Source organism: Streptomyces sp. GESEQ-35, assembly GCF_017948485.1.
Lineage (GTDB): Bacteria > Actinomycetota > Actinomycetes > Streptomycetales > Streptomycetaceae > Streptomyces.
Window position 1 is genome coordinate 21,993 of sequence record NZ_JAFFSX010000037.1, and the last position, 20,769, is coordinate 42,761.

Below are 20,769 nucleotides of genomic sequence, written 5' to 3' on the forward strand. Positions count from 1 at the left end.
CGGAGGTCTCCTCGTGTCCGCGCCCGTCCGTAACAGGGAAAACGCCAGCAACCGCAAGGTTTTCGGACGTCTGTCCCTGCCCGAGCGGACCTTCGTGGCGGACGCGCTGCGCACCGAGACCGTCGGCGGTGTGCTGCTGCTCGCCGCCGCGATATCCGCCTTGATCTGGGCGAACGTACCTGCGCTGCACGACAGCTATGCGCGCGTCAGTCACTTCCACCTCGGCCCCGAGGCGCTCGGTCTGAATCTGTCGATCGCGCACTGGGCCGCCGACGGCCTCCTCGCGGTCTTCTTCTTCGTCGCCGGCATCGAGCTCAAGCGTGAGCTGGTCGCCGGTGATCTGCGCGACCCCAAGGCCGCCGTCCTTCCCGTCGTCGCCGCCCTGTGCGGCATGGCCGTACCGGCGCTCGTCTATGTGCTCACCAACGTCACCGGCGGCGGCTCGCTTGAGGGCTGGGCCGTGCCCACCGCCACCGACATCGCCTTCGCACTGGCGGTGCTCGCGGTCATAGGTACGTCCCTGCCGAGCGCCCTGCGCGCCTTCCTGCTGACGCTCGCCGTCGTCGACGACCTGTTCGCGATCCTGATCATCGCGGTCTTCTTCACCGACACCATCGACTTCGCCGCGCTCGGCGGCGCCGTCATCGGCCTGCTCGTCTTCTGGATGCTGCTGCGCAAGGGCGTACGCGGCTGGTACATCTACGTGCCGCTCGCCCTCGTCATCTGGGCGCTGATGTACAACAGCGGCATCCACGCCACGATCGCGGGCGTCGCGATGGGGCTGATGCTGCGCTGCACGACGCACGCCGACGAGGACCACTCCCCCGGTGAGCACATCGAGCATCTCGTACGTCCGCTGTCGGCGGGCCTCGCCGTCCCGCTGTTCGCGCTGTTCAGCGCCGGTGTCTCCATATCCGGGGGCGCGATAGGGGACGTGTTCACCAAGCCGGAGACGCTCGGTGTCGTCCTCGGGCTGGTCGTCGGCAAGGCGGTCGGCATCTTCGGGGGGACGTGGCTGACGGCACGTTTCACCAGGGCGTCGCTCAGCGACGACCTCGCCTGGCCCGATGTGTTCGCGGTGGCGTCCCTGGCCGGGATCGGGTTCACCGTCTCGCTGCTGATCGGCGAGCTCGCCTTCGCCGGCGACGCGGTGCTGACCGGCGAGATCAAGGCCGCCGTACTGATGGGCTCGCTGATCTCGGCGGGTCTTGCGACCGTGCTGCTGAAGGTACGGAACGTCAAGTACCGCAAGATGTGCGAGGACGAGGAGCGCGACGAGGACCTCGACGGCATCCCGGACATCTACGAGGAGGACGACCCGGCGTACCACCTGCGGATGGCCGACATCCACGACCGCAAGGCCGCCGAGCACCGCCGGATCGCCGAACTCATGACCGCCGAGAACGGCACGGGCATGCCGAAGTGACGGGCGGGCAGGCGACGGGAACGACGGTCCGGCATGATCTGACGGGACGGTACAAAATGACCGTCGAAGAGAGAAGACAGGCACAAGAGGGAGACCGCGATGAGCGCACCCGACGGCAGCCCGGTCGGCGCCGAACGCAGCATCGGCCAACTGTTCGCCTCGGCGACCACCGAGATGTCTGCGCTGGTGCACGACGAGATCGCGCTGGCCAAGGCGCAGCTCAAGCAGGACGTCAAGCGCGGCGCCACGAGCGGCGGCGCGTTCATGGTGGCCGCCGGCGTGCTGGTGTTCTCCCTGCCGATGCTGAACTTCGCCCTGGCGTACGGCATCCGGACCTGGACCGACTGGAACCTCGCGATCTGCTTCCTGCTGTCCTTCGCGGCGAACGTGCTCGTCGCGGTCGTCCTCGCGCTGATCGGCGTCGTCTTCGCGAAGAAGACCAAGAAGAGCAAGGGCCCCCAGAAGGTCGCGGCGTCCATGAAGGAGACGGCGGGCGTGCTGCAGAAGGCCAAGCCGCACCCGCGTCCCGAACTGCCGCAGGACCGTGTCCCGGAGGCCATCGAAGCTGTGGCACGCTCGTCGTCATGACGGACCCTTCGGCGCAGCCCCTTTCGGTCGTACGGCCAGACGGTCCCTGGACACACCGGGAAGTGGCCGCCAATGGCGCGCGCTTCCACATCGCCGAGATGGGCGACGGGCCGCTTGTGCTGCTGCTGCACGGCTTCCCGCAGTTCTGGTGGACCTGGCGGCACCAGCTGGTCGCCCTCGCCGACGCCGGGTTCCGGGCCGTCGCGATGGACCTGCGGGGCGTCGGCGGCAGCGACCGTACGCCCCGGGGCTACGACCCGGGCAACCTCGCCCTCGACATCACGGGCGTCGTACGGTCCCTCGGCGAGCCGGACGCCGCGCTCGTCGGGCACGACATCGGCGGGTACATGGCGTGGACGGCCGCCGTGATGCGCCCGAAGCTCGTACGGCGGCTCGCGGTCACCTCGATGCCGCATCCGCGGCGCTGGCGGGCCGCGATGCTCTCGGACGTCAGGCAGACGGCCGCGGGCTCGTACATCTGGGGGTTCCAGCGGCCCTGGATCCCGGAGCGCCAGCTCATCGCCGACGACGGGGCGCTCGTCGCCCGGCTGATGCGGGACTGGTCCGGGCCGAGCCTGCCGGACGACAAGGCGGTGGAGACGTACCAGCGGGCGATGTGCATCCCGTCGACCGCGCACTGCTCGATCGAGCCGTACCGGTGGATGATCCGGTCCCTCGGCCGCCTGGACGGCGTCCAGTTCAACCGGCGGATGAAGCGGCCGGTGCGGGTGCCGACGCTGCATCTGCACGGCTCGCTGGACCCGGTGATGCGCACGCGCAGCGCGGCCGGGTCCGGAGAGTACGTCGAAGCGCCGTACCGCTGGCGGCTGTTCGACGGGCTCGGACACTTTCCGCATGAGGAGGATCCGGTCGCCTTCTCCACCGAGCTGATCAGCTGGCTGAAGGATCCCGAACCCGATCGGTGACCGTGCTGCTGCGCCCGGTGTACGCCGTCTGGAACAACCGTCCTACGAACAGCCAAATGCCTGGCGCATAGGCCAATTGGGGGGCGTGGGGGCGGTTATCGACCTTGGGGCAGGGGCAGACGTCGGGGTATGGGCTGGACGCACGACTACAGTGACGCAGCACGCAATCGACGCTCGGGCAACGCTCTGAGCTCCCACCAGCGAGGCACCCCGCAACTGCCGGGCAGTGACCTCCGGGTGGGCATTCCGCGCATCCTGCGCCGCCGGGCCCGCTGGGTCTCGGTACGGCTGCGTCACCCGCGCGGCTGACACCTTCCAAAAGCGGCCTCGGCGAAGTCGGCTGCGGTTCGGCAGCGCCGCAAGGGGCGCGGGGAACTGCGCGACCAGCCACGACGGGCCCGCGGACGACCGACGACCTCTCACCGCACCTCTAGCGGAGCGTTAGAGCGCGCAGCTGTCGCTGTCCACCTGTTGGTTCGCGGTGCGCCCCTTGGTGATGTCCTCCTGGATCTCGTCCGCGGTGAGCGCGTACCCGGTCTCGGCGTCGTCGAGCGACTTGGCGAAGACCACGCCGTAGACCTGACCGTCGGGCGTGAGCAGCGGGCCGCCGGAGTTGCCCTGGCGGACGGTCGCGTAGAGGGAGTAGACGTCGCGGCTGACGGTGCCGCGGTGGTAGATGTCCGCGCCGGTGGCCGTGATGCGCCCGCGTACCCGCGCGGCCCGCACGTCGTACGCCCCGTTCTCCGGGAAGCCGGCGACGATCGCGCCGTCCCCGCTGCCGGCGTCCTCGCTCGTGAACTTGAGCGTCGGCGCGTTCAGATCCGGTACGTCGAGTACGGCGATGTCGCGCTCCCAGTCGTAGAGGACGACCGTCGCGTCGTACTTCCTGCCCTCGCCGCCTATCTGGACGGTGGGTTCGTCGACGCCGCCGACGACATGCGCGTTGGTCATGACACGGCGGTCGGAGAAGACGAAGCCGGTGCCTTCGAGGACCTTGCCGCAACTCTCCGCGGTGCCCATGACCTTGACGATGGAGCGCTGGGCGCGGGTGGCGACGGCGCTGCCCGCGAGGGCCGGGTCCGGGGGCGCGACCTCCTTGATCGGCTCGTTCGAGAACGGGCTGAAGACCTGCGGGAAGCCGTTCTGTGCGAGGACCGAGGTGAAGTCCTTGAACCAGGTGTCGGCCTGGGTGGGCAACGCCTCCGACACACCCAGCAGCACCTTGGAGTTGCGGACCTCCTTGCCCAGCGTCGGCAGCGTGGTCTGCGCGAGGGCCGAGCCGATCAGCCACGCGACGAGGAGCATCGCGACGACGTTGACGAGCGCACCGCCGGTCGCGTCCAGGGCGCGGGCCGGGGACCAGGTGATGTACCGGCGCAGCTTGTTGCCGAGGTGGGTGGTGAGGGCCTGGCCGATGGAGGCGCAGACGATGACGACGACGACCGCGACCACGGCGGCGGTGGTGCCGACTTCGGCGTTGTCGGTCAGCGCGTCCCAGATGACGGGCAGCACATAGACGGCGACGAGGCCGCCGCCCAGGAAGCCGATCACCGACAGGATGCCGACGACGAAGCCCTGGCGATAGCCGACGATCGCGAACCACACGGCGGCGACCAGCAACAGGATGTCCAGCACGTTCACCGCTTCTAGCCTCGCCTCATCACTACGCGGTCACCTCAGGTCGGCCGGGAGTCTGGCCCGCCGCGCAGCGGCAATGCGATACAGCGTCCCCCGGTTGGACACAGCACGGCAGACACCTTGTCATGAGCGCCAGTCGAGCGGGACCTGCTTGTCGCGGTCCCATGGTCGCTCCCAGCCCGCGTAATGCATGAGGCGGTCGATGATTCCCGCCGTGAAACCCCACACCAGGGCCGATTCGACCAGAAATGCCGGACCTCGGTGACCGCTGGGGTGGACGGTGGTGGCGCGGTTGGCGGGGTCCGTGAGATCCGCCACGGGGGCGGTGAAGACGCGCGCGGTCTCGTTCGGATCGACGACCCCGACCGGGCTCGGCTCGCGCCACCAGCCAAGGACCGGGGTCACGACGAACCTGCTCACCGGGATGTACAGCTTCGGCAGCACGCCGAACAGCTGGACCCCGCCCGGATCCAGCCCGGTCTCCTCCTCGGCCTCGCGGAGAGCGGCCCTGAGCGGCCCGTCGGCCTTCGGGTCGCCGTCCTCGGGGTCGAGGGCGCCGCCCGGGAAGGACGGCTGCCCGGCGTGCGAGCGCAGCGAAGTCGCCCGCTCCATGAGCAGCAGCTCCGGGCCGCGCTCGCCGTCGCCGAACAGGATGAGGACGGCGGACTGCCGCCCCGTGCCGTTCTCCGGCGGCAGGAAGCGGCTCAGCTGGAGCGGCTGGACCGTCTCCACCGCGTGCACCACCGGGTCGAGCCAGGCGGGCAGGCCCTCCTTGCTGAGTGCCACCGGCCCGCCCTGTGTATCGCTTGCTCGCGTCATCGCCACCCCCGTCGTTCTGAACTGCCCAACGCCGGGAGCCCCCGAGATCGTTCCTGAGAACTCATCCGGCCCCCAGCGGCGGCGCCGGTTTGCCACCCGCGTCCAGATACGCCTGCGGAGGCTTCAGACGCTGGCCCGGGAAGCCGCCCTTCTCGTACTTGAGCAGCTTCTTCGCCTTCTCCGGGTCCGTCTCGCCCTCGCCGTACGCCGGGCAGAGCGGGGCGATGGGGCAGGCGCCGCAGGCGGGCTTGCGGGCGTGGCAGATGCGCCGGCCGTGGAAGATCACGTGATGCGAGAGCATCGTCCACTCACTCTTGGGGAAGAGCGCGCCCACGGCGGCCTCGATCTTGTCCGGGTCGGTCTGGTCGGTCCACTGCCAACGCCGCACCAGCCGCTGGAAATGCGTGTCCACGGTGATGCCGGGGCGGCCGAAGGCGTTGCCGAGCACCACGAACGCGGTCTTGCGGCCCACGCCGGGGAGCTTGACGAGGTCTTCGAGCCTGCCGGGGACCTCGCCGCCGAAGTTCTCCGCGAGGGCCTTCGACAAGCCCATCACCGACTTGGTCTTGGCCCGGAAGAAGCCGGTCGGGCGCAGGATCTCCTCGACCTCCTCAGGGTTGGCGGCGGCCAGATCCTCGGGCGTGGGGTACTTGGCGAAGAGCGCCGGGGTGGTCTGGTTGACCCGCAGGTCGGTGGTCTGGGCGGACAGCACCGTGGCCACCACCAGCTGGAAGGGGTTCTCGAAGTCCAGCTCGGGGTGGGCATAGGGGTAGACCTCGGCGAGCTCGCGGTTGATACGGCGGGCTCGGCGGACCAGGGCGGTGCGGGACTCGTCCTTCGGAGGCTTCGCCGGCTTCACCGGCTTCGCTGGCTTCACCTCGGGCTTCGCCTGTTTCGGCGCGACGGTCTTCCGTTTCGGCGCGACGGTCTTCGCCGCGGCCTTCTTCACCGCTGCCGCCGGCTTCTTCGCCGTGGCCTTCTTTTTCACATGCTCCTCTGTCGCTTTTGCCGCTTTCTTTCCGCCAGTGGGAATCTGTTCGCCCACAGCAGAATCCCGACGTGCAACCACCCGTCCAGCCCCCTTGGCCTGTGCTCTCACCGGCGTTTTGGACACCCGGCCAGCCTAAAGCCCGGCACTGACATCCGCCCCGGACCCGAGAGATCGGCCCCCGATTGGACCCCTGCCGCTTACCTCGGGACACCTGTGCGGCATCCTTGTGACAGATCACACTGTTTGGACCGTCCGGCAAAATGGGGAGCACGGTCCCCTGGTACGTGGGGGAGTGATCCCCTGAGCAGGTCGACAAGGAGAGAACTCGTGGACGACGTTCTGCGGCGCAATCCGCTCTTCGCGGCGCTCGATGACGAGCAGTCCGCGGAGCTGCGCGCCTCCATGAGTGAGGCGACCCTCGCACGTGGCGACTCCCTGTTCCACGAAGGCGACCCGGGCGACCGGCTTTACGTGGTCACCGAGGGCAAGGTCAAGCTCCACCGCACCTCGCCCGACGGCCGCGAGAACATGCTGGCCGTCGTCGGCCCCGGCGAACTCATCGGCGAACTGTCCCTCTTCGACCCGGGGCCGCGCACGGCGACCGCCACCGCGCTGACCGAGGTCAAGCTGCTGGGCCTGGGCCACGGCGACCTCCAGCCCTGGCTGAACGCCCGCCCCGAGGTGGCCACCGCGCTGCTGCGCGCCGTCGCCCGCCGACTGCGCAAGACCAACGACCAGATGTCCGACCTGGTCTTCTCCGACGTCCCCGGCCGTGTCGCGCGCGCCCTGCTGGACCTCTCCCGCCGCTTCGGCGTGCAGTCCGAAGAGGGCATCCACGTCGTCCACGACCTCACGCAGGAGGAGCTGGCCCAGCTGGTCGGCGCGTCTCGCGAGACGGTCAACAAGGCACTGGCCGACTTCGCCCAGCGCGGGTGGCTCCGCCTCGAGGCTCGTGCGGTGATCCTGCTGGACGTGGAGCGGCTCGCCAAGCGCTCGCGGTAGCAACGCCGTAAATCACCAGCCCCGGCAGTTTTGTCGGGGCACAGTGATCCCATGGCCGGAACCATTCCCCCCAAGGGGCTCGACTCCCTCGGCTTCATCGAGCGTGAGGGGTCCCTCGGTTGTGTGCCGCGCGCGTTCCGTCCCGTCGTCGCCGCCACGCGGGACCGGGTGCTCGATCACTTCGGGGCGCGGTTGGACAGCGCGTACCTCTACGGGTCGATCCCGCGGGGCACCGCGCGCGTGGGGCGCAGTGATCTGGATCTGCTGGTCGTGCTGTGCGAGGAGCCCGGTGACGCGGACCGGGAGGGCGCGCGGGCGCTGGGCGAGGCGGTCGACAAGGAGTTCCCGCAGGTCGACGGGGTCGCGATCCTGCTGGTCAGCCGGGCACAGACGCTGAGCGAGCCGGAGCGGTACGACCTGGGGTGGTTCGTCGCCTGTCTGTGCACCCCGCTGCTCGGCGAGGACCTCGCCGAGTACCTGCCGCGCTACCGGCCCGACTCACTGCTCGCCCGCGAGACCAACGGCGACCTCGCCCTGCTCCTCCCCCGCTGGCGCGAGCGGATCGCGCGGGCCGACTCCGTGGATGAGGCCCGGCGGCCCCTCGTACGCTTCATGTCCCGCCACCTCGTCCGCACCGGCTTCACGCTCGTGATGCCCCGCTGGAACGGCTGGACGAGCGATCTGGCCGACATGGCCGAGGCGTTCGCCGCGTACTACCCCGCGCGCGGAGAGCAGATGCGCGCGGCGGCCGTCCTCGGGTACGAGCCGACCGGCGACCATGCCGTCCTGACGTCGTACGTCGATGACCTCGGGCCGTGGCTCGCGGAGGAGTACGCGCGCGTGCACGGCGTCAAAGCCCCGCGGCCCAACTCCTAGATGAGGCCGTGCTCCTGCAGATACTCCAGCTGCGCCCGTACCGACAGCTCCGCCGCCGGCCACAGGGAACGGTCCACGTCCGCGTACACATGGGCGACGACCTCCGACGGAGTCCGGTAGCCGTCCTCCACGGCCGTCTCGATCTGGGCGAGACGGTGGGCGCGGTGGGCGAGGTAGAACTCGACGGCGCCCTGGGCGTCCTCCAGGACCGGTCCATGGCCCGGCAGCACGGTGTGGACACCGTCGTCGACCGTGAGGGACCTGAGCCGTCGCAGGGAGTCCAGGTAGTCGCCCAGGCGGCCGTCGGGGTGGGCCACGACCGTCGTACCGCGCCCCAGGATCGTGTCGCCGGTCAGGACCGCCCGGTCGGCCGGGAGATGGAAGCACAGGGAGTCCGCGGTGTGTCCGGGCGTCGGTACGACCCTCAGGTCCAGGCCGCCGACCGTGACCACGTTCCCGGCGGCCAGTCCCTCGTCGCCCAGCCGCAACGCCGGGTCCAGGGCCCGCACCTTCGTGAACGTCAGCTCGGCGAAGCGGGCGGCGCCTTCGGCGTGGTCGGGGTGACCGTGCGTCAGCAGGGTCAGCGCGATGCGCTTGCCGGCCTGCTCGGCGGTGTCGATGACGGTGCGCAGATGACCGTCGTCCAGTGGCCCCGGGTCGATCACGACGGCCAGTTCGGAGTCGGGCTCCGACACGATCCACGTATTGGTGCCGTCCAGGGTCATCGCGGAGGCATTGGGCGCAAGGACGTTGACGGCCCGTAGGGTGGCGGGTCCCGAGAGGACCCCACCCCTCGGCTGGCCGGGGAGGGCTGCTGCGTCCGTCATACGAGGGGATCCTTCGGGGCGTCCGGGACGGCGGTCTGGGGCATGCGCAGGGCTCTGGCGCGGGTCATGCTTCAGCCCCGCCCGTGGGGATGTGCTTCGTGAACTCGTCGTGTCCCGGCCAGGACAGCACGATCTCGCCGTCCTCGATGCGGGCCCGGGCCAGGACCGGCGTCATGTCACGACCGGGGGCGCCGGCGAGCGCCTCGGCGGCCATGGCGTACCGGGACAGCTGACGCAGGGTCGCGATCGTCGGCGGCATCATCAGCAGCTCGCCCTTGTCGTACGACGCGGCGGCGTCGGCCGGTGTCGTCCACACCGTGCGGTCGGCCTCCCCGGACACGTTGCGGGTGCGCTGGCCCTCGGGCAGGGCGGCCACGAAGAACCAGGTGTCGTAGCGGCGAGGCTCGAACTCCGGAGTGATCCAGCGGGTCCAGGCGCCCAGCAGGTCCGAGCGGAGGACCAGGCCGCGGCGCTCCAGGAACTCCGCGAAGGACAGGTCCCGGGCGACCAGGGCGGCGCGGTCCGCCTCCCAGTCGTCGCCGGTGGTATCACCGACGACCGAGTCGGGGGTGGGGCCCGCGAGGAGGACGCCTGCCTCCTCGTATGTCTCGCGTACGGCCGCGCAGACGATCGCCTGGGCCGCCGTCGTCTCGTCGACGCCGAGTCTGTCCGCCCACCACGCGCGCGTGGGGCCCGCCCAGCGGATGAGGTGGTCGACGTCGCGGGGGTCGACGCCGCCGCCCGGATACGCGTACGCGCCTCCGGCGAAGGCCATGGAGGCGCGTCTGCGCAGCATGTGGACGGCGGGTCCGGTGTCGGTGTCCTTCAGGAGCATGACGGTGGCCGCGCGCTTGGGGGTGACCGGGGTGAGGGTGCCTTCCGCGAGGGCGCGGATGAGGGCCGGCCACTCCTTGGGGTACCACTGCCCGTTTGCCATGGGCGGAGGGTATCCCGAGGTGAGCGGATGTTCGAGAGGTGGCTGTGGGGCCTACGCCCCGGTCAGCTCCACCAGGACCTCGACCTCCACCGGCGCGTCCAGCGGCAGTACGGCCACGCCCACCGCGCTCCGCGCGTGTACGCCCTTGTCGCCGAGGACCTCCGCCAGAAGCTCGCTCGCGCCGTTGATGACGCCCGGCTGGCCCGTGAAGTCGGAGGCCGAGGCGACGAAGCCGACGACCTTCACGACGCGCGCGATGCGGTCCAGGTCACCCGCGACGGATTTGACCGCGGCGAGGGCGTTCAGGGCGCAGGTGCGGGCGAGGGCCTTGGCCTCCTCGGCGGTGACCTCCGCGCCCACCTTGCCGGTGACCGGAAGCTTGCCGTCCACCATCGGGAGCTGGCCCGCGGTGTAGACGTACACACCGCTCTGCACGGCCGGCTGGTACGCGGCGAGCGGCGGGACGACGTCCGGCAGGGTCAGGCCGAGCTCGGCCAGCTTCGTCTCGACCGCGCTCACGGCTTCTCCCGCTTCAGGTAGGCCACCAGCTGCTCGGGGTTGTTCGGCCCGGGCACGACCTGGACGAGCTCCCAGCCGTCCTCGCCCCAGGTGTCCAGAATCTGCTTCGTGGCATGGACGAGCAGCGGCACGGTGGCGTATTCCCACTTAGTCATGGGCCGACTGTAACTGCTGCCGCGTGAGGCCCCGCGCACACGTTGTCCACAGCCTCCGGCGTACTACGGCGGCCGTTTGGTTAGGCTCGAATACGTGAGCAGGCTCCAGGTCGTCAGCGGCAAGGGCGGAACCGGTAAGACCACGGTGGCCGCCGCCCTCGCGCTGGCCCTTGCCACCGAGGGGAAGCGCACGCTTCTCGTCGAGGTCGAGGGTCGGCAGGGCATCGCACAGCTCTTCGAGGCGGAGGCGCTGCCCTATGCGGAGCGCAAGATCGCCGTCGCTCCCGGGGGCGGGGAGGTGCACGCGCTCGCCATCGACCCCGAACTGGCCCTTCTGGACTATCTCCAGATGTTCTACAAACTGGGCGGTGCGGGCCGGGCCCTGAAGAAGCTCGGCGCCATCGACTTCGCCACCACCATCGCGCCGGGGCTGAGGGACGTACTCCTGACCGGCAAGGCGTGCGAGGCCGTGCGGAGGAAGGACAAGTCCGGGCGGTTCGTGTACGACTACGTCGTCATGGACGCGCCGCCCACGGGCCGCATCACCCGCTTCCTGAACGTCAACGACGAGGTCGCCGGGCTCGCGAAGATCGGCCCGATACACAATCAGGCGCAGGCCGTGATGCGGGTGCTGAAGTCCAAGGAGACGGCCGTCCACCTGGTGACGCTGCTCGAGGAGATGCCCGTACAGGAGACCGCGGACGGGATCGCCGAGCTGCGGGCGGCGCGGCTGCCGGTGGGACGGATCATGGTGAACATGGTGCGGCCCGAGCTGCTGGACGCGGCCGACCTGGATCTCGTACGAGCCGTTCCGCGGGCCTCGGTCGCCAGGTCGCTGTCCGCGGCCGGGCTCGGCGGCGCACGCCGCGGCGGGAACGCCGAGAGGCTGGTCGATCCGCTGCTGGCGCAGGCCGAGGAGTACGCCGAGCGGTACGCCCTGGAGCACGAACAGCGGGCCGTCCTCGGCGACCTGGGCCTGCCGTTGCACGAACTGCCGCTGTTCGCCGAGGGCATGGACCTGGCGGCCCTGTACCAACTGGCACGCGAGCTGCGGAAGCAGGGGATGTCATGAGTCCGGACCACTCGGCCCACGCGCACGACACCGCCCGCCACCAGCTCTCCCCCGCGCGCATGCTCGACGTCGATCCGCTGCTCGACGATCCGAGGACCCGCATCGTGGTGTGCTGCGGCTCGGGCGGGGTCGGCAAGACGACCACGGCCGCGGCGCTGGGCCTGCGTGCCGCCGAGCGCGGCCGGAAGGTGGTCGTCCTCACCATCGACCCGGCCCGCCGGCTCGCCCAGTCCATGGGCATCGACTCCCTCGACAACGTCCCGCGCCGGGTGAAGGGCGTGGAGGGCACCGGCGAACTGCACGCCATGATGCTCGACATGAAGCGCACCTTCGACGAGATCGTCGAGGCACACGCGGATTCCGAGCGGGCGGCCGCGATCCTGGGCAACCCCTTCTACCAGTCGCTCTCGGCGGGCTTCGCGGGCACGCAGGAGTACATGGCGATGGAGAAGCTGGGGCAGCTGCGCGCGAAGGACGACTGGGACCTGATCGTCGTCGACACGCCCCCGTCCCGCTCGGCGCTGGACTTCCTGGACGCGCCCAAGCGCCTCGGCTCCTTCCTCGACGGCAAGCTCATCCGCGTCCTGCTGGCCCCCGCGAAGGTCGGCGGCCGGGCGGGGATGATGTTCCTGAACGCCGGGATGTCGATGATGACCGGCGCGCTGGGCAAGCTGCTCGGCGGACAGCTGCTGAAGGACGTACAGACCTTCGTGGCGGCGATGGACTCGATGTTCGGCGGCTTCCGCACCCGCGCGGACGCGACCTACAAGCTGCTTCAGGCGCCCGGTACGGCGTTCCTGGTGGTCGCGGCGCCTGAGCGGGACGCGCTGCGGGAGGCCGCCTACTTCGTGGAGCGGCTGGCCGCCGAGGACATGCCGCTGGCGGGTCTGGTGCTCAACAGGGTCCACGGCAGCGGCGCCGCCCGGCTGTCGGCCGAGCGGGCGCTCGCCGCCGCGGAAAATCTTGAAGAGCCCCGCATTGTCGATCAGGGGGACGGGAAAGCTGGTCTTCGTAACTCTCCCGACACGTACGACAGTTCAGAGTCTCCCGCGTCTGCATCTCCCGCGTCCGCAACACCAGCGCCGGCCGAAGGCTCCCCCGCCGATCCGGATCCCGAGCGCTCCGTCGACCAGCTCACCGCAGGCCTGTTGAGGCTGCACGCCGAGCGTATGCGGCTGCTCTCCCGCGAGCAGCGCACGCGTGATCGCTTCACCGCGCTCCACCCCGAGGTGGCGATGGCCGAAGTGGCCGCGCTGCCCGGCGATGTACACGACCTCGCGGGGCTGCGGGACATCGGCAACCGGCTCGCGACCAACCGGCCGGAGCTGCCGAGCGGTGACTGAGGGAAACCCCCTGAAGGGGTGGCCTCAGCTCACCGCCGCGTAGTTCTCGTACACCTCGTCGTCGTCGAGGGGCAGAATGCCGACCCCCCGCTCGTACTCCGTCCGCGCGGTTTCGAGCAGTCTGCGCCAGGAGGTCACGGTGGGTCGCCTGCGCAGCAGCGCACGGCGCTCCCGCTCCGTCATCCCTCCCCACACGCCGAACTCGACGCGGTTGTCCAGCGCATCGGCCAGGCACTCGGTCCGCACCGGACATCCGGTGCACACCGCCTTGGCCCTGTTCTGCGCTGCTCCTTGAACGAACAGTTCATCCGGATCGGTAGTGCGGCAGGCCGCCTGCGCACTCCAGTCGGTTACCCAGCCCATACCGGCGCCGTCCTCTCCCGAATCGAGGCTCCCCCACGGCGGCAGCGGCATATTCACCGCCGCCAGTTGAGGACGTTACGGAAGGTGGGCACAGCGCAACACCCCCAGCGGGCCCAATCTTGAATGGCCCGAACGGACTATGCGTAAGCGGCAGATCACCCGGGGGAGTGAGGTGTCGACATGCGTGATCATCCCGGCAAAGCGGGACAGTTCTCCAGAGTCACAACGGACGCCAGGTGACACACAAGGCGGATTCGGGCACGCGCCCCACAAAAAGTGGGCTACCTCCGGAACGTTTCGGGGTCGCCGGACGTATTGATACGTGACCTGACTGCCGTGACAGTTGAGAGCAGCTTAGGCCAAGGCCTAGACGCGTGTCCGGCAAATGAGAAGGTAGCCGGTCGGCGTTGCCGTGCCGTGATGCGGCGGGCCGCCGGGTGCCCTCATGTCACGATCCCGCACCCGAACCTCTCAGGACGCACCGGTCCCTCGGATCGGACTCAGGTACGGATTAGGCTGCCCTCATGCCAAAGAAGCGCTCGGGTGGTGGGCTGTCGCTCACGCAGGAGGCCGCCAAGTTCCTCGGTGTCAGTGTGCTCGCGGGAGCCGTGCTGGCCGGCATCGCGCTGCCCGCGTTCGGCGCGCTGGGGCTGGCCGCGAAGGAATCGGTCGAGGGGTTCGACAAGATCCCGGCCAACCTCAAGCGGCCACCGCTGAGCCAGCGCACCACCATCCTCGACGCCAACGGCGACCAGATGGCCACGGTCTACTCCCGTGACCGCACGGTGGTCGACCTCAAGAGCGTCTCGCCGTACATGCAGAAGGCGATCGTCGCGATCGAGGACGCCCGCTTCTACCAGCACGGCGCGGTCGACCTGAAGGGCGTCCTGCGCGCGCTCAACCGCAACGCCCAGAGCGGCGGCGTCGCCGAGGGCGCCTCCACGCTCACCCAGCAGTACGTGAAGAACGTGTTCGTGGAGGAGGCCGGCGACGATCCGACGAAGGTCGCCCAGGCCACCCAGCAGACCCTCGGCCGCAAGATCAAGGAGCTGCAGTACGCGATCCAGGTCGAGGAGGAGCTCGGCAAGAAGAAGATCCTCGAGAACTACCTGAACATCACGTTCTTCGGCCAGCAGGCCTACGGCGTCGAGGCCGCGGCCCAGCGCTACTTCTCCAAGTCCGCCAAGGACCTCAGTCTCCGGGAGTCGGCGCTCCTCGCCGGCATCGTCCAGTCGCCCAGCCGGTACGACCCGGTCAACGACGAGGCCGAGGCCACCAAGCGGCGCAACACCGTGCTCCAGCGCATGGCCGACGTGGGCGACGTCTCCCAGGCGGAGGCCGACAAGGCCAAGGAGCAGCCGCTCGGCCTCAAGGTCAGCCAGCCCAAGAACGGCTGCATCACCGCGGTCAAGGGCTCCAGCTTCTTCTGCAAGTACGTCGAGAAGGTCTTCCTCAGCGACCCGGTCTTCGGCGAGACCAAGGAGGCCAGGGCGAAGGTCTGGAACCGCGGCGGCCTGACGATCCGTACGACGCTCGACCCGCAGGCGCAGGCGTCGGTGCAGCAGTCCCTCAAGGACCACGTCAACCAGGACGACCAGGTCGCCGCGGCCTCCACCCTGGTCGAGCCCGGCACCGGCAAGATCCTCGCGATGGGCCAGTCGAAGCCGTACGGCTACGGCAAGAACGAGACCGAGTACAACTACTCGGTCAACTCGGCCTACGGCGGATCCAACTACGGCTTCCCGACCGGTTCGACGTTCAAGCCGTTCGTGGCGGCGGCCGCGCTGGAGGAGGGTCGGCCGCCGAACCAGAAGTACTCGGCGCCGTACGAGATGGACTACCCGAGCCCGGTCCAGACGTGCAGCAGCAAGCCGTGGGTCAACAACGACGGCGCCACGGTCGAGAACGAGGACGAGTCCGAGGTCGGCCCGTACCAGCTGCGGAAGGCCATGGAGAAGTCGGTCAACACCTACTTCGTCCAGATGATCTCCGACATCGGTCTGTGCCCGGTGGTGAAGATGACCGACGCACTGCATGTGGTGCAGGGCAACGGCACCAAGCTGCCTGAGCAGCCGGCCATCGCCCTCGGCTCCGTGGGCCTCTCCCCGCTGACGATGGCGAGCGCGTACGCCTCCTTCGCCTCCCGCGGCATGTACTGCACGCCGGTCGCCATCGAGTCGATCACTCAGAAGGTCGCCGGCGAGCAGAAGTCCCTCGAGGTGCCGAAGTCGACGTGCTCGCGGGCGATGAGCGAGAAGACCGCGGACACCGTCAACACCCTGCTTCAGGGCGTGGTCGACTCCGGTACCGGTCAGCAGGCCGGTCTCACCGACCGCGACAACGCCGGTAAGACGGGTACGACGGACGAGCGCAAGAACGCCTGGTTCGTCGGCTACACGCCGAACCTGTCGGGCGCCGTCTGGGTCGGCAGCGCCACCCAGAAGGTCGAGATGAAGAACATCACCATCGGCGGCGTCTACCACGAGCTCGTCTACGGCGGCCAGGTCCCGGGCCCGATCTGGAAGGACGCCATGACCGGCGCCCTCGCGGGCAAGGAGTCCCCGCAATTCAACATCGTCGACATCCCCGATGCCGACAAGGACCGCGGCGACGAGGACGGCAATGGAGACGGCAACGACGACGGTGACAACGGCGACGAGGACGGCGGCCTCATCGGCGGCCTGATCGACGGCGGCACGGACGGCGGCACCGAACCGACGCCCTCCTTCTCCATCCCGGAGAACCTCTTCGAGGGGCAGGACGGCGGGAACAACGGGAACGGCAACGGGGGCAACTTCCCCTGACGGTCATCCGGCCGCGGTACGACACGACGGGGGCGCCCCTTTTCGAAGGGGCGCCCCCGTCGTCGTACCGCTTTAAGGGCCCGCTCATGGGTCCGCTTATGAGTCCGTGTCGTCAGCCCGCGAGCAGCTTCTTGACCGCGGCGGCGACCCGGCCGCCCTCGGCCTGCCCGGCGACCTTGGGGTTCACGATCTTCATCACGGCGCCCATGGCCCGCGGCCCCTCGGCGCCTGCCGCCCTGGCCTCCTCGACGGCCTGGGCGACGATCTGGTCGAGCTGCTCGTCGCTGAGCTGCTTGGGCAGGTACGCGGCGAGCACCTCGCCCTCCGCCTTCTCCCGCTCGGCCTGCTCGGGGCGCCCGCCCTGCGCGAAGGCGTCGGCGGCCTCGCGCCGCTTCTTCGCCTCGCGGGTGATCACCTTCTGCACCTCGTCGTCGGAGAGCTCGCGCTTCTCCTTGCCCGCGACCTCCTCCTTGGTGATCGCGGAGAGCGTCAGCCGGAGCGTCGAGGAGCGGAGCTCGTCGCGCGCCTTGATCGCGGTGTTGAGGTCGTCCTGCAGCGTCGACTTGAGGTTGGTCATGCGTTTGATTGTCGCAGGTACGGGAGCCCGAACGCCCGCTGATTCAGGGGCCGGCACGGGCGACGGCCGCGGTCTGACACGATGGTCGTATGCGCGCACGTTACGGAGTCCCCCTGGGAATTGCGGCGGCCGGCGCCGCCGGTCTGGTGTATGCCGCGGGTTTCGAGGCCCGCTCGTTCCGTCTCCGACGGGTGACCGTCCCGGCCCTGCCTGCCGGGATGCGGCCGCTGCGCGTGCTCCAGGTCTCCGACATCCACATGGTCGGCGGTCAGCGCAAGAAGCAGCGGTGGCTGCGCTCACTGGCCGGCCTGCGCCCCGACTTCGTGATCAACACGGGGGACAACCTGTCCGACCCCGAGGGCGTCCCCGAGGTGCTGGACGCGCTCGGCCCGCTGATGGAGTTCCCGGGCGCGTACATCTTCGGCTCCAACGACTACTACGGGCCCACACTCCGCAACCCGGCCCGGTACTTGATCGAGAAGGCACAGGGCAAGCACGGCCTGAACGGCAACGCGCCGGCGGTCGGCGTGGTCCACAACCCGTGGGAGGACCTGCGGGACGGCTTCGACGCGGCGGGCTGGCTGAACCTGACGAACACGCGCGGGACCCTGAAGATCGAGGGCACCGAGGTCGAGCTGACGGGACTGGACGACCCGCACATCAAGCGGGACCGGTACGAGCGGGTGGCCGGCGGCCCGTCGAGCGGCGCCGACTTCTCGATGGGCGTGGTGCACGCGCCGTATCTGCGCACGCTGGACGCGTTCGCGGCGGACGGCTATCCGCTGATCCTGGCGGGGCACACGCACGGCGGCCAGCTGTGCATCCCCTTCTACGGCGCGCTGGTCACCAACTGCGACCTGGACACGGATCGGGTGAAGGGGCTGTCGACGCATCGGGCGGAGGGCCGTACGGCGTATCTGCATGTGTCGGCGGGGTGCGGGACGAGTCGGTATACGCCGGTGCGGTTCGCCTGCCCGCCGGAGGCGACGCTGTTGACGCTGGTCGGGCGGGAGTAGCGGGGCAGGCGGGGGCGGTTGCCCGGTGACCCGCGCGGACCGGAGTGACGGGCGTGACGGGCGTGACGGGTCACCCACGCGGCCCACCCGTATCGCCCGTTTTGTCCAACCTGCTTAGCGTGAGGGCATGACCGCCCCGATACCCAGGGACATCCCGGATCTGCCCGCGGTTCCCGGAGTGCCCTCGCTGCTGCCCTCGCACGTCCCCGCCACTGCGGTGGTGGCTCCCGTACGCCACCCCCTGACCGCCGCCTTCCGTCTGCTGGTCGCCCTGGCGGCGGCCGGAGCCGTAGCCGTCGACCTGGCCCTGGGCAGCCCGGTCCGGGTCCTGAGCTACTTCACGATCCAGAGCAACATCCTGCTGGCCCTGGTCCTCGCGCTCTCGGCCCGCCGCGCCTGGACCGCCCGCCGCCCGCTGCCGTCGGCCCTGACCGGCGCGACGCTCCTCTACATCATGGTCACGGGCCTCGTCTACCACGTGCTGCTGGCGAACGCCGCGAGCCCGTTCTCGATGACCGGCGAGACGGCGGCGCCGACGGGCGTACAGGCGATCACCAACCAGGTGCTGCACACGGTGACACCGATCGCGGCGGTCGTGGACTGGCTGCTGCTGACGGCTCCCGGCCGACTTCACCTGCGCCAGGCCGCGACATGGCTCCTCTACCCGCTGGCGTACCTGGCGTTCTCCCTCACCCGGGGCGAACTGATCGTGCCCGGCACGCCGGCCCGCTATCTCTACCCCTTCCTGGACGTCGACCAGCACGGCTACAAGAGCGTCCTCGGCAACGCCCTCCTCCTCGGCCTCGCCATGTACGCCCTCGCCATCTTCCTGGTGGTCCTCGACCACATCCGCCCGAACCCGATCCGCCGCCACGTCCTTCACCGCGCGAAAACCGGATTTCGTCTCCAGCCACCGGTGGGCTAAAGTAAACGACGTCGCCGCGACGAGCAGCGACGATCGGGGTGTAGCGCAGCTTGGCAGCGCGCTTCGTTCGGGACGAAGAGGTCGTGGGTTCAAATCCCGCCACCCCGACAGTGAAGTACCAGGTCAGGGGCCTGATCCGCAGAGCGGGTCAGGCCCCTGAGTGGTTCCTGGAGATCGTTTGGGAGAAATCTGGGAGAGGATCTTGGTCGGCTTCTCCCAGGGCCAGTCTCCAGTGCCGCAGGATGAGTGGCGCTCAAGCGCCCTCAAACCTGCGCGTTCGCGAATCCAGGGCTCGTAGCTGACCAGGAACGCCGCGGCGGGCCGCCCCAACGGTCGTAAGGAACACCGCACATGGCAGGTCATCGCTCAGCTCCTCCCCACGGCCCCGCCCATGCGCTTGCCCAGCGAGTGCGGGCGTTACGGGAGGACCGCGGGTGGACGCGTGAACGGCTGGCCAAAGAGGCAGGCATCGCCGCCGTGACGCTGCGCCGCCTGGAGAGCGAGGGAGCGATCCAGCCAGGTTTCTTCACCGTCGGCGCGGTAGCTGAGGCTCTTTCCGTCTCCCTCGATGATCTTTTCCGGGTGGCCCAGGTCCCGCCCGTTACCCCCGGTCTCTGGTCAGCCGGATACGAAGGCCGAGACATCGACTCATTCGTCGCCTCTCTCGTCGACAGTCACATCGGTGTCGTAGCGGACGTACGGCTCACCCCGATCAGCCGCAAGAAGGGCTTCAGTAAGACCCGCCTCAGGGAGGCTCTGGCCGAAGCCGGCATCGAGTACACGCACCTTCGTGGCCTGGGCAATCCGAAGGACAATCGGGAGCCCTTCTGGAACGGCCGCGTCGAAGTGGGGTGCGCGCGCTTCCGTGGCCTGCTGCGATCCGAAGAGGCCCAGGCCGACCTTGACCGCCTGGCAAAGCACGCCCGAGCGTCGCGGGTCGCGGTGCTGTGCTTCGAGAAGGACGAGAGTCGCTGTCACCGGCAGGTCGTCTTGGAGACGGTCCGCAGCCGGGTCCAAGTGCCGGTGAATCCCTTGGCCTGACTTCGTCCCCGGCTTTCGCAGGCGCCCTTGCCAGGGGTGCATGCCTCTCGTCCAATCAGATCGGGGAGATCGATGGAGGGGGCACGCCATGGCGTCGTCGGCATTCGGGAAACGGCAGCGCGCACGGATCATGATCACGGTCAAGACGTATCCGGAGCTGTCCAGCAAATATCGAGAGACCAGCTGCGTGGCCGGCATACGCCTCGACCAAGGCGAACCGCAGCACGTACGGCTCTTCCCTGTGCCCTTCCGATTCCTGAGCGAGGACGCCCAGTTCTCCAAGTACTCGATCATCGAAGTCGACGTCGAACCACACCGCCCCGAACGGGACTCTCGCCCGGAGAGTCTCCGGCCTTATCCCGACACATTAGAGGTGGTGGGTGAGGTGCCGTCCGACGGCGGCTGGCGGAAGCGGTATCGGCACGTGGAGCCGCTGGTTGCCCCGTCACTCTGCGCCATCAAGCGGGACCAGGAGAAGCGAGGAACGTCCCTCGGCGTCTTCCGGCCCGCCGAGATCACCCGCTTCCGGCTGGAGGCCGCCGAGCCCTGGTCCGTCTCCAAAGCTGCGCTGGCCGACCAACTCGACTTGTTCGAGCAGGAGCTGAGCCCGCTGGAGTGGGTGCCGCTCGACCTCCGCTACAGCTTTCGCTGCGCCGAGGACGACTGCCCGACACACGACATGGGGTTGAAGGACTGGGAGGCAGGCCAGTCGTACCGCAAGTTCCTGCGTAAGTACGGCGAGCACGGGGTCCGTGATGCGCTCCGCGAACGCTGGTACACCCGGATGTGTGCCCCGAACAGGGCCGTTCACTTCTTCGTCGGGAACATCGCGGCCCACCCCAAGACGTTCATGCTGCTGGCCGTCTTCTATCCGGAGCGGAAGGTCGTCGAGTACGTGCAGGACAGCCTGTTCGGCGAGTGACC

The 20,769-nt window shown here is 69.4% G+C and carries 22 protein-coding genes and 1 tRNA gene; 14 read left to right on the plus strand and 9 right to left on the minus strand.

Features of this window, described 5'->3' with window-relative positions:
• Nucleotides 1-13: 13 nt before the first annotated feature.
• The 4 genes from nhaA to KCH87_RS49750 all read left to right on the plus strand — a co-directional run bounded on the left by nhaA (nucleotide 14) and on the right by KCH87_RS49750 (nucleotide 3,249).
• The gene (gene nhaA, locus KCH87_RS44180; RefSeq protein WP_210593622.1) at nucleotides 14-1,426 is read left to right on the plus strand and encodes a Na+/H+ antiporter NhaA; all 1,413 of its coding nucleotides are present in this window, start codon (nucleotides 14-16) and stop codon (nucleotides 1,424-1,426) included.
• Between the two features lie 99 nt (nucleotides 1,427-1,525).
• Nucleotides 1,526-2,014, plus strand: coding sequence for a phage holin family protein (locus KCH87_RS44185; protein ID WP_210593623.1), 489 nt, complete (start codon nucleotides 1,526-1,528; stop codon nucleotides 2,012-2,014).
• On the plus strand, nucleotides 2,011-2,940 hold the full coding sequence (locus tag KCH87_RS44190; RefSeq protein ID WP_210593624.1) for an alpha/beta fold hydrolase: 930 nt from the start codon (nucleotides 2,011-2,013) through the stop codon (nucleotides 2,938-2,940). The genes KCH87_RS44185 and KCH87_RS44190 overlap by 4 nt, the downstream gene beginning before the upstream one ends.
• Before the next feature lie 129 nt (nucleotides 2,941-3,069).
• Nucleotides 3,070-3,249 (plus strand): hypothetical protein, encoded by a 180-nt coding sequence (locus KCH87_RS49750; protein ID WP_247197729.1) that lies wholly within the window; start codon nucleotides 3,070-3,072, stop codon nucleotides 3,247-3,249.
• Between the two features lie 132 nt (nucleotides 3,250-3,381).
• Here KCH87_RS49750 and KCH87_RS44195 read toward each other — a convergent pair whose 3' ends face one another.
• From KCH87_RS44195 to nth, 3 genes are all read right to left on the minus strand, one after another.
• Complete coding sequence (locus KCH87_RS44195; RefSeq protein WP_210593625.1) at nucleotides 3,382-4,581, minus strand: MarP family serine protease; 1,200 nt, start codon at nucleotides 4,579-4,581, stop codon at nucleotides 3,382-3,384.
• A gap of 120 nt (nucleotides 4,582-4,701) precedes the next feature.
• Entirely contained in the window at nucleotides 4,702-5,397 is a 696-nt protein-coding gene (locus KCH87_RS44200) for a CoA pyrophosphatase (RefSeq protein ID WP_210593626.1), read from the minus strand.
• Nucleotides 5,398-5,458: 61 nt separating this feature from the next.
• On the minus strand, nucleotides 5,459-6,466 hold the full coding sequence (gene nth, locus KCH87_RS44205; protein ID WP_210593627.1) for an endonuclease III: 1,008 nt from the start codon (nucleotides 6,464-6,466) through the stop codon (nucleotides 5,459-5,461).
• Nucleotides 6,467-6,715: 249 nt separating this feature from the next.
• On the opposite strand from nth, the gene KCH87_RS44210 reads away from it, so the two are divergent.
• Both KCH87_RS44210 and KCH87_RS44215 read left to right on the plus strand, forming a co-directional pair.
• Complete coding sequence (locus KCH87_RS44210) at nucleotides 6,716-7,390, plus strand: Crp/Fnr family transcriptional regulator (RefSeq protein ID WP_210580722.1); 675 nt, start codon at nucleotides 6,716-6,718, stop codon at nucleotides 7,388-7,390.
• A 51-nt stretch (nucleotides 7,391-7,441) separates the two neighbouring features.
• Complete coding sequence (locus tag KCH87_RS44215) at nucleotides 7,442-8,266, plus strand: nucleotidyltransferase domain-containing protein (RefSeq protein WP_210593628.1); 825 nt, start codon at nucleotides 7,442-7,444, stop codon at nucleotides 8,264-8,266.
• On the opposite strand, the gene KCH87_RS44220 is transcribed toward KCH87_RS44215, so the two are convergent.
• From KCH87_RS44220 to KCH87_RS44235, 4 genes are all read right to left on the minus strand, one after another.
• Nucleotides 8,263-9,093 carry an MBL fold metallo-hydrolase gene (locus KCH87_RS44220; protein ID WP_210593629.1) on the minus strand — a complete coding sequence of 277 codons (831 nt, stop codon included), beginning with the start codon at nucleotides 9,091-9,093 and terminating at the stop codon, nucleotides 8,263-8,265. The two genes, KCH87_RS44215 and KCH87_RS44220, sit on opposite strands and share 4 nt — an antisense overlap.
• A gap of 64 nt (nucleotides 9,094-9,157) precedes the next feature.
• On the minus strand, nucleotides 9,158-10,030 hold the full coding sequence (locus tag KCH87_RS44225; protein WP_210593630.1) for an NUDIX hydrolase: 873 nt from the start codon (nucleotides 10,028-10,030) through the stop codon (nucleotides 9,158-9,160).
• Between the two features lie 51 nt (nucleotides 10,031-10,081).
• Entirely contained in the window at nucleotides 10,082-10,549 is a 468-nt protein-coding gene (locus KCH87_RS44230; protein ID WP_210593631.1) for a RidA family protein, read from the minus strand.
• Nucleotides 10,546-10,704, minus strand: a complete 159-nt coding sequence (locus tag KCH87_RS44235; protein ID WP_019992579.1) for a DUF4177 domain-containing protein — start codon at nucleotides 10,702-10,704, stop codon at nucleotides 10,546-10,548. Before KCH87_RS44235 ends, KCH87_RS44230 begins: the two co-directional genes overlap by 4 nt.
• 94 nt (nucleotides 10,705-10,798) lie before the next feature.
• Between KCH87_RS44235 and KCH87_RS44240 the strand changes: the two genes are divergently transcribed.
• Together KCH87_RS44240 and KCH87_RS44245 are read left to right on the plus strand one after the other, a co-directional pair.
• A complete protein-coding gene (locus KCH87_RS44240; protein ID WP_210593632.1) occupies nucleotides 10,799-11,776 on the plus strand; it encodes an ArsA-related P-loop ATPase in 978 nt (325 codons plus the stop codon).
• A complete protein-coding gene (locus KCH87_RS44245) occupies nucleotides 11,773-13,119 on the plus strand; it encodes an ArsA family ATPase (RefSeq protein ID WP_210593633.1) in 1,347 nt (448 codons plus the stop codon). The genes KCH87_RS44240 and KCH87_RS44245 overlap by 4 nt, the downstream gene beginning before the upstream one ends.
• 24 nt (nucleotides 13,120-13,143) lie before the next feature.
• On the opposite strand, the gene wblA is transcribed toward KCH87_RS44245, so the two are convergent.
• Complete coding sequence (gene wblA, locus KCH87_RS44250; protein WP_037735517.1) at nucleotides 13,144-13,482, minus strand: transcriptional regulator WblA; 339 nt, start codon at nucleotides 13,480-13,482, stop codon at nucleotides 13,144-13,146.
• Nucleotides 13,483-14,006: 524 nt separating this feature from the next.
• Here wblA and KCH87_RS44255 point away from each other — a divergent pair.
• A complete protein-coding gene (locus KCH87_RS44255; protein WP_210593634.1) occupies nucleotides 14,007-16,286 on the plus strand; it encodes a transglycosylase domain-containing protein in 2,280 nt (759 codons plus the stop codon).
• A gap of 112 nt (nucleotides 16,287-16,398) precedes the next feature.
• Here KCH87_RS44255 and KCH87_RS44260 read toward each other — a convergent pair whose 3' ends face one another.
• Nucleotides 16,399-16,863, minus strand: coding sequence for a GatB/YqeY domain-containing protein (locus tag KCH87_RS44260; protein ID WP_210593635.1), 465 nt, complete (start codon nucleotides 16,861-16,863; stop codon nucleotides 16,399-16,401).
• Nucleotides 16,864-16,952: 89 nt separating this feature from the next.
• Here KCH87_RS44260 and KCH87_RS44265 point away from each other — a divergent pair, with 89 nt between their 5' ends.
• The 5 genes from KCH87_RS44265 (at nucleotide 16,953) to KCH87_RS44285 (ending at nucleotide 20,767) form a co-directional block, all read left to right on the plus strand.
• The gene (locus KCH87_RS44265; protein ID WP_210593636.1) at nucleotides 16,953-17,879 is read left to right on the plus strand and encodes a metallophosphoesterase; all 927 of its coding nucleotides are present in this window, start codon (nucleotides 16,953-16,955) and stop codon (nucleotides 17,877-17,879) included.
• Nucleotides 17,880-18,006: 127 nt separating this feature from the next.
• Nucleotides 18,007-18,804 carry a Pr6Pr family membrane protein gene (locus tag KCH87_RS44270; RefSeq protein ID WP_210593637.1) on the plus strand — a complete coding sequence of 266 codons (798 nt, stop codon included), beginning with the start codon at nucleotides 18,007-18,009 and terminating at the stop codon, nucleotides 18,802-18,804.
• Nucleotides 18,805-18,838: 34 nt separating this feature from the next.
• Nucleotides 18,839-18,912, plus strand: a tRNA-Pro gene (locus KCH87_RS44275).
• 243 nt (nucleotides 18,913-19,155) lie between these two features.
• The gene (locus KCH87_RS44280) at nucleotides 19,156-19,845 is read left to right on the plus strand and encodes a DUF488 family protein (RefSeq protein ID WP_210593638.1); all 690 of its coding nucleotides are present in this window, start codon (nucleotides 19,156-19,158) and stop codon (nucleotides 19,843-19,845) included.
• A gap of 88 nt (nucleotides 19,846-19,933) precedes the next feature.
• Nucleotides 19,934-20,767, plus strand: a complete 834-nt coding sequence (locus KCH87_RS44285) for a hypothetical protein (protein ID WP_210593639.1) — start codon at nucleotides 19,934-19,936, stop codon at nucleotides 20,765-20,767.
• The last annotated feature ends 2 nt before the right edge of the window (nucleotides 20,768-20,769 follow it).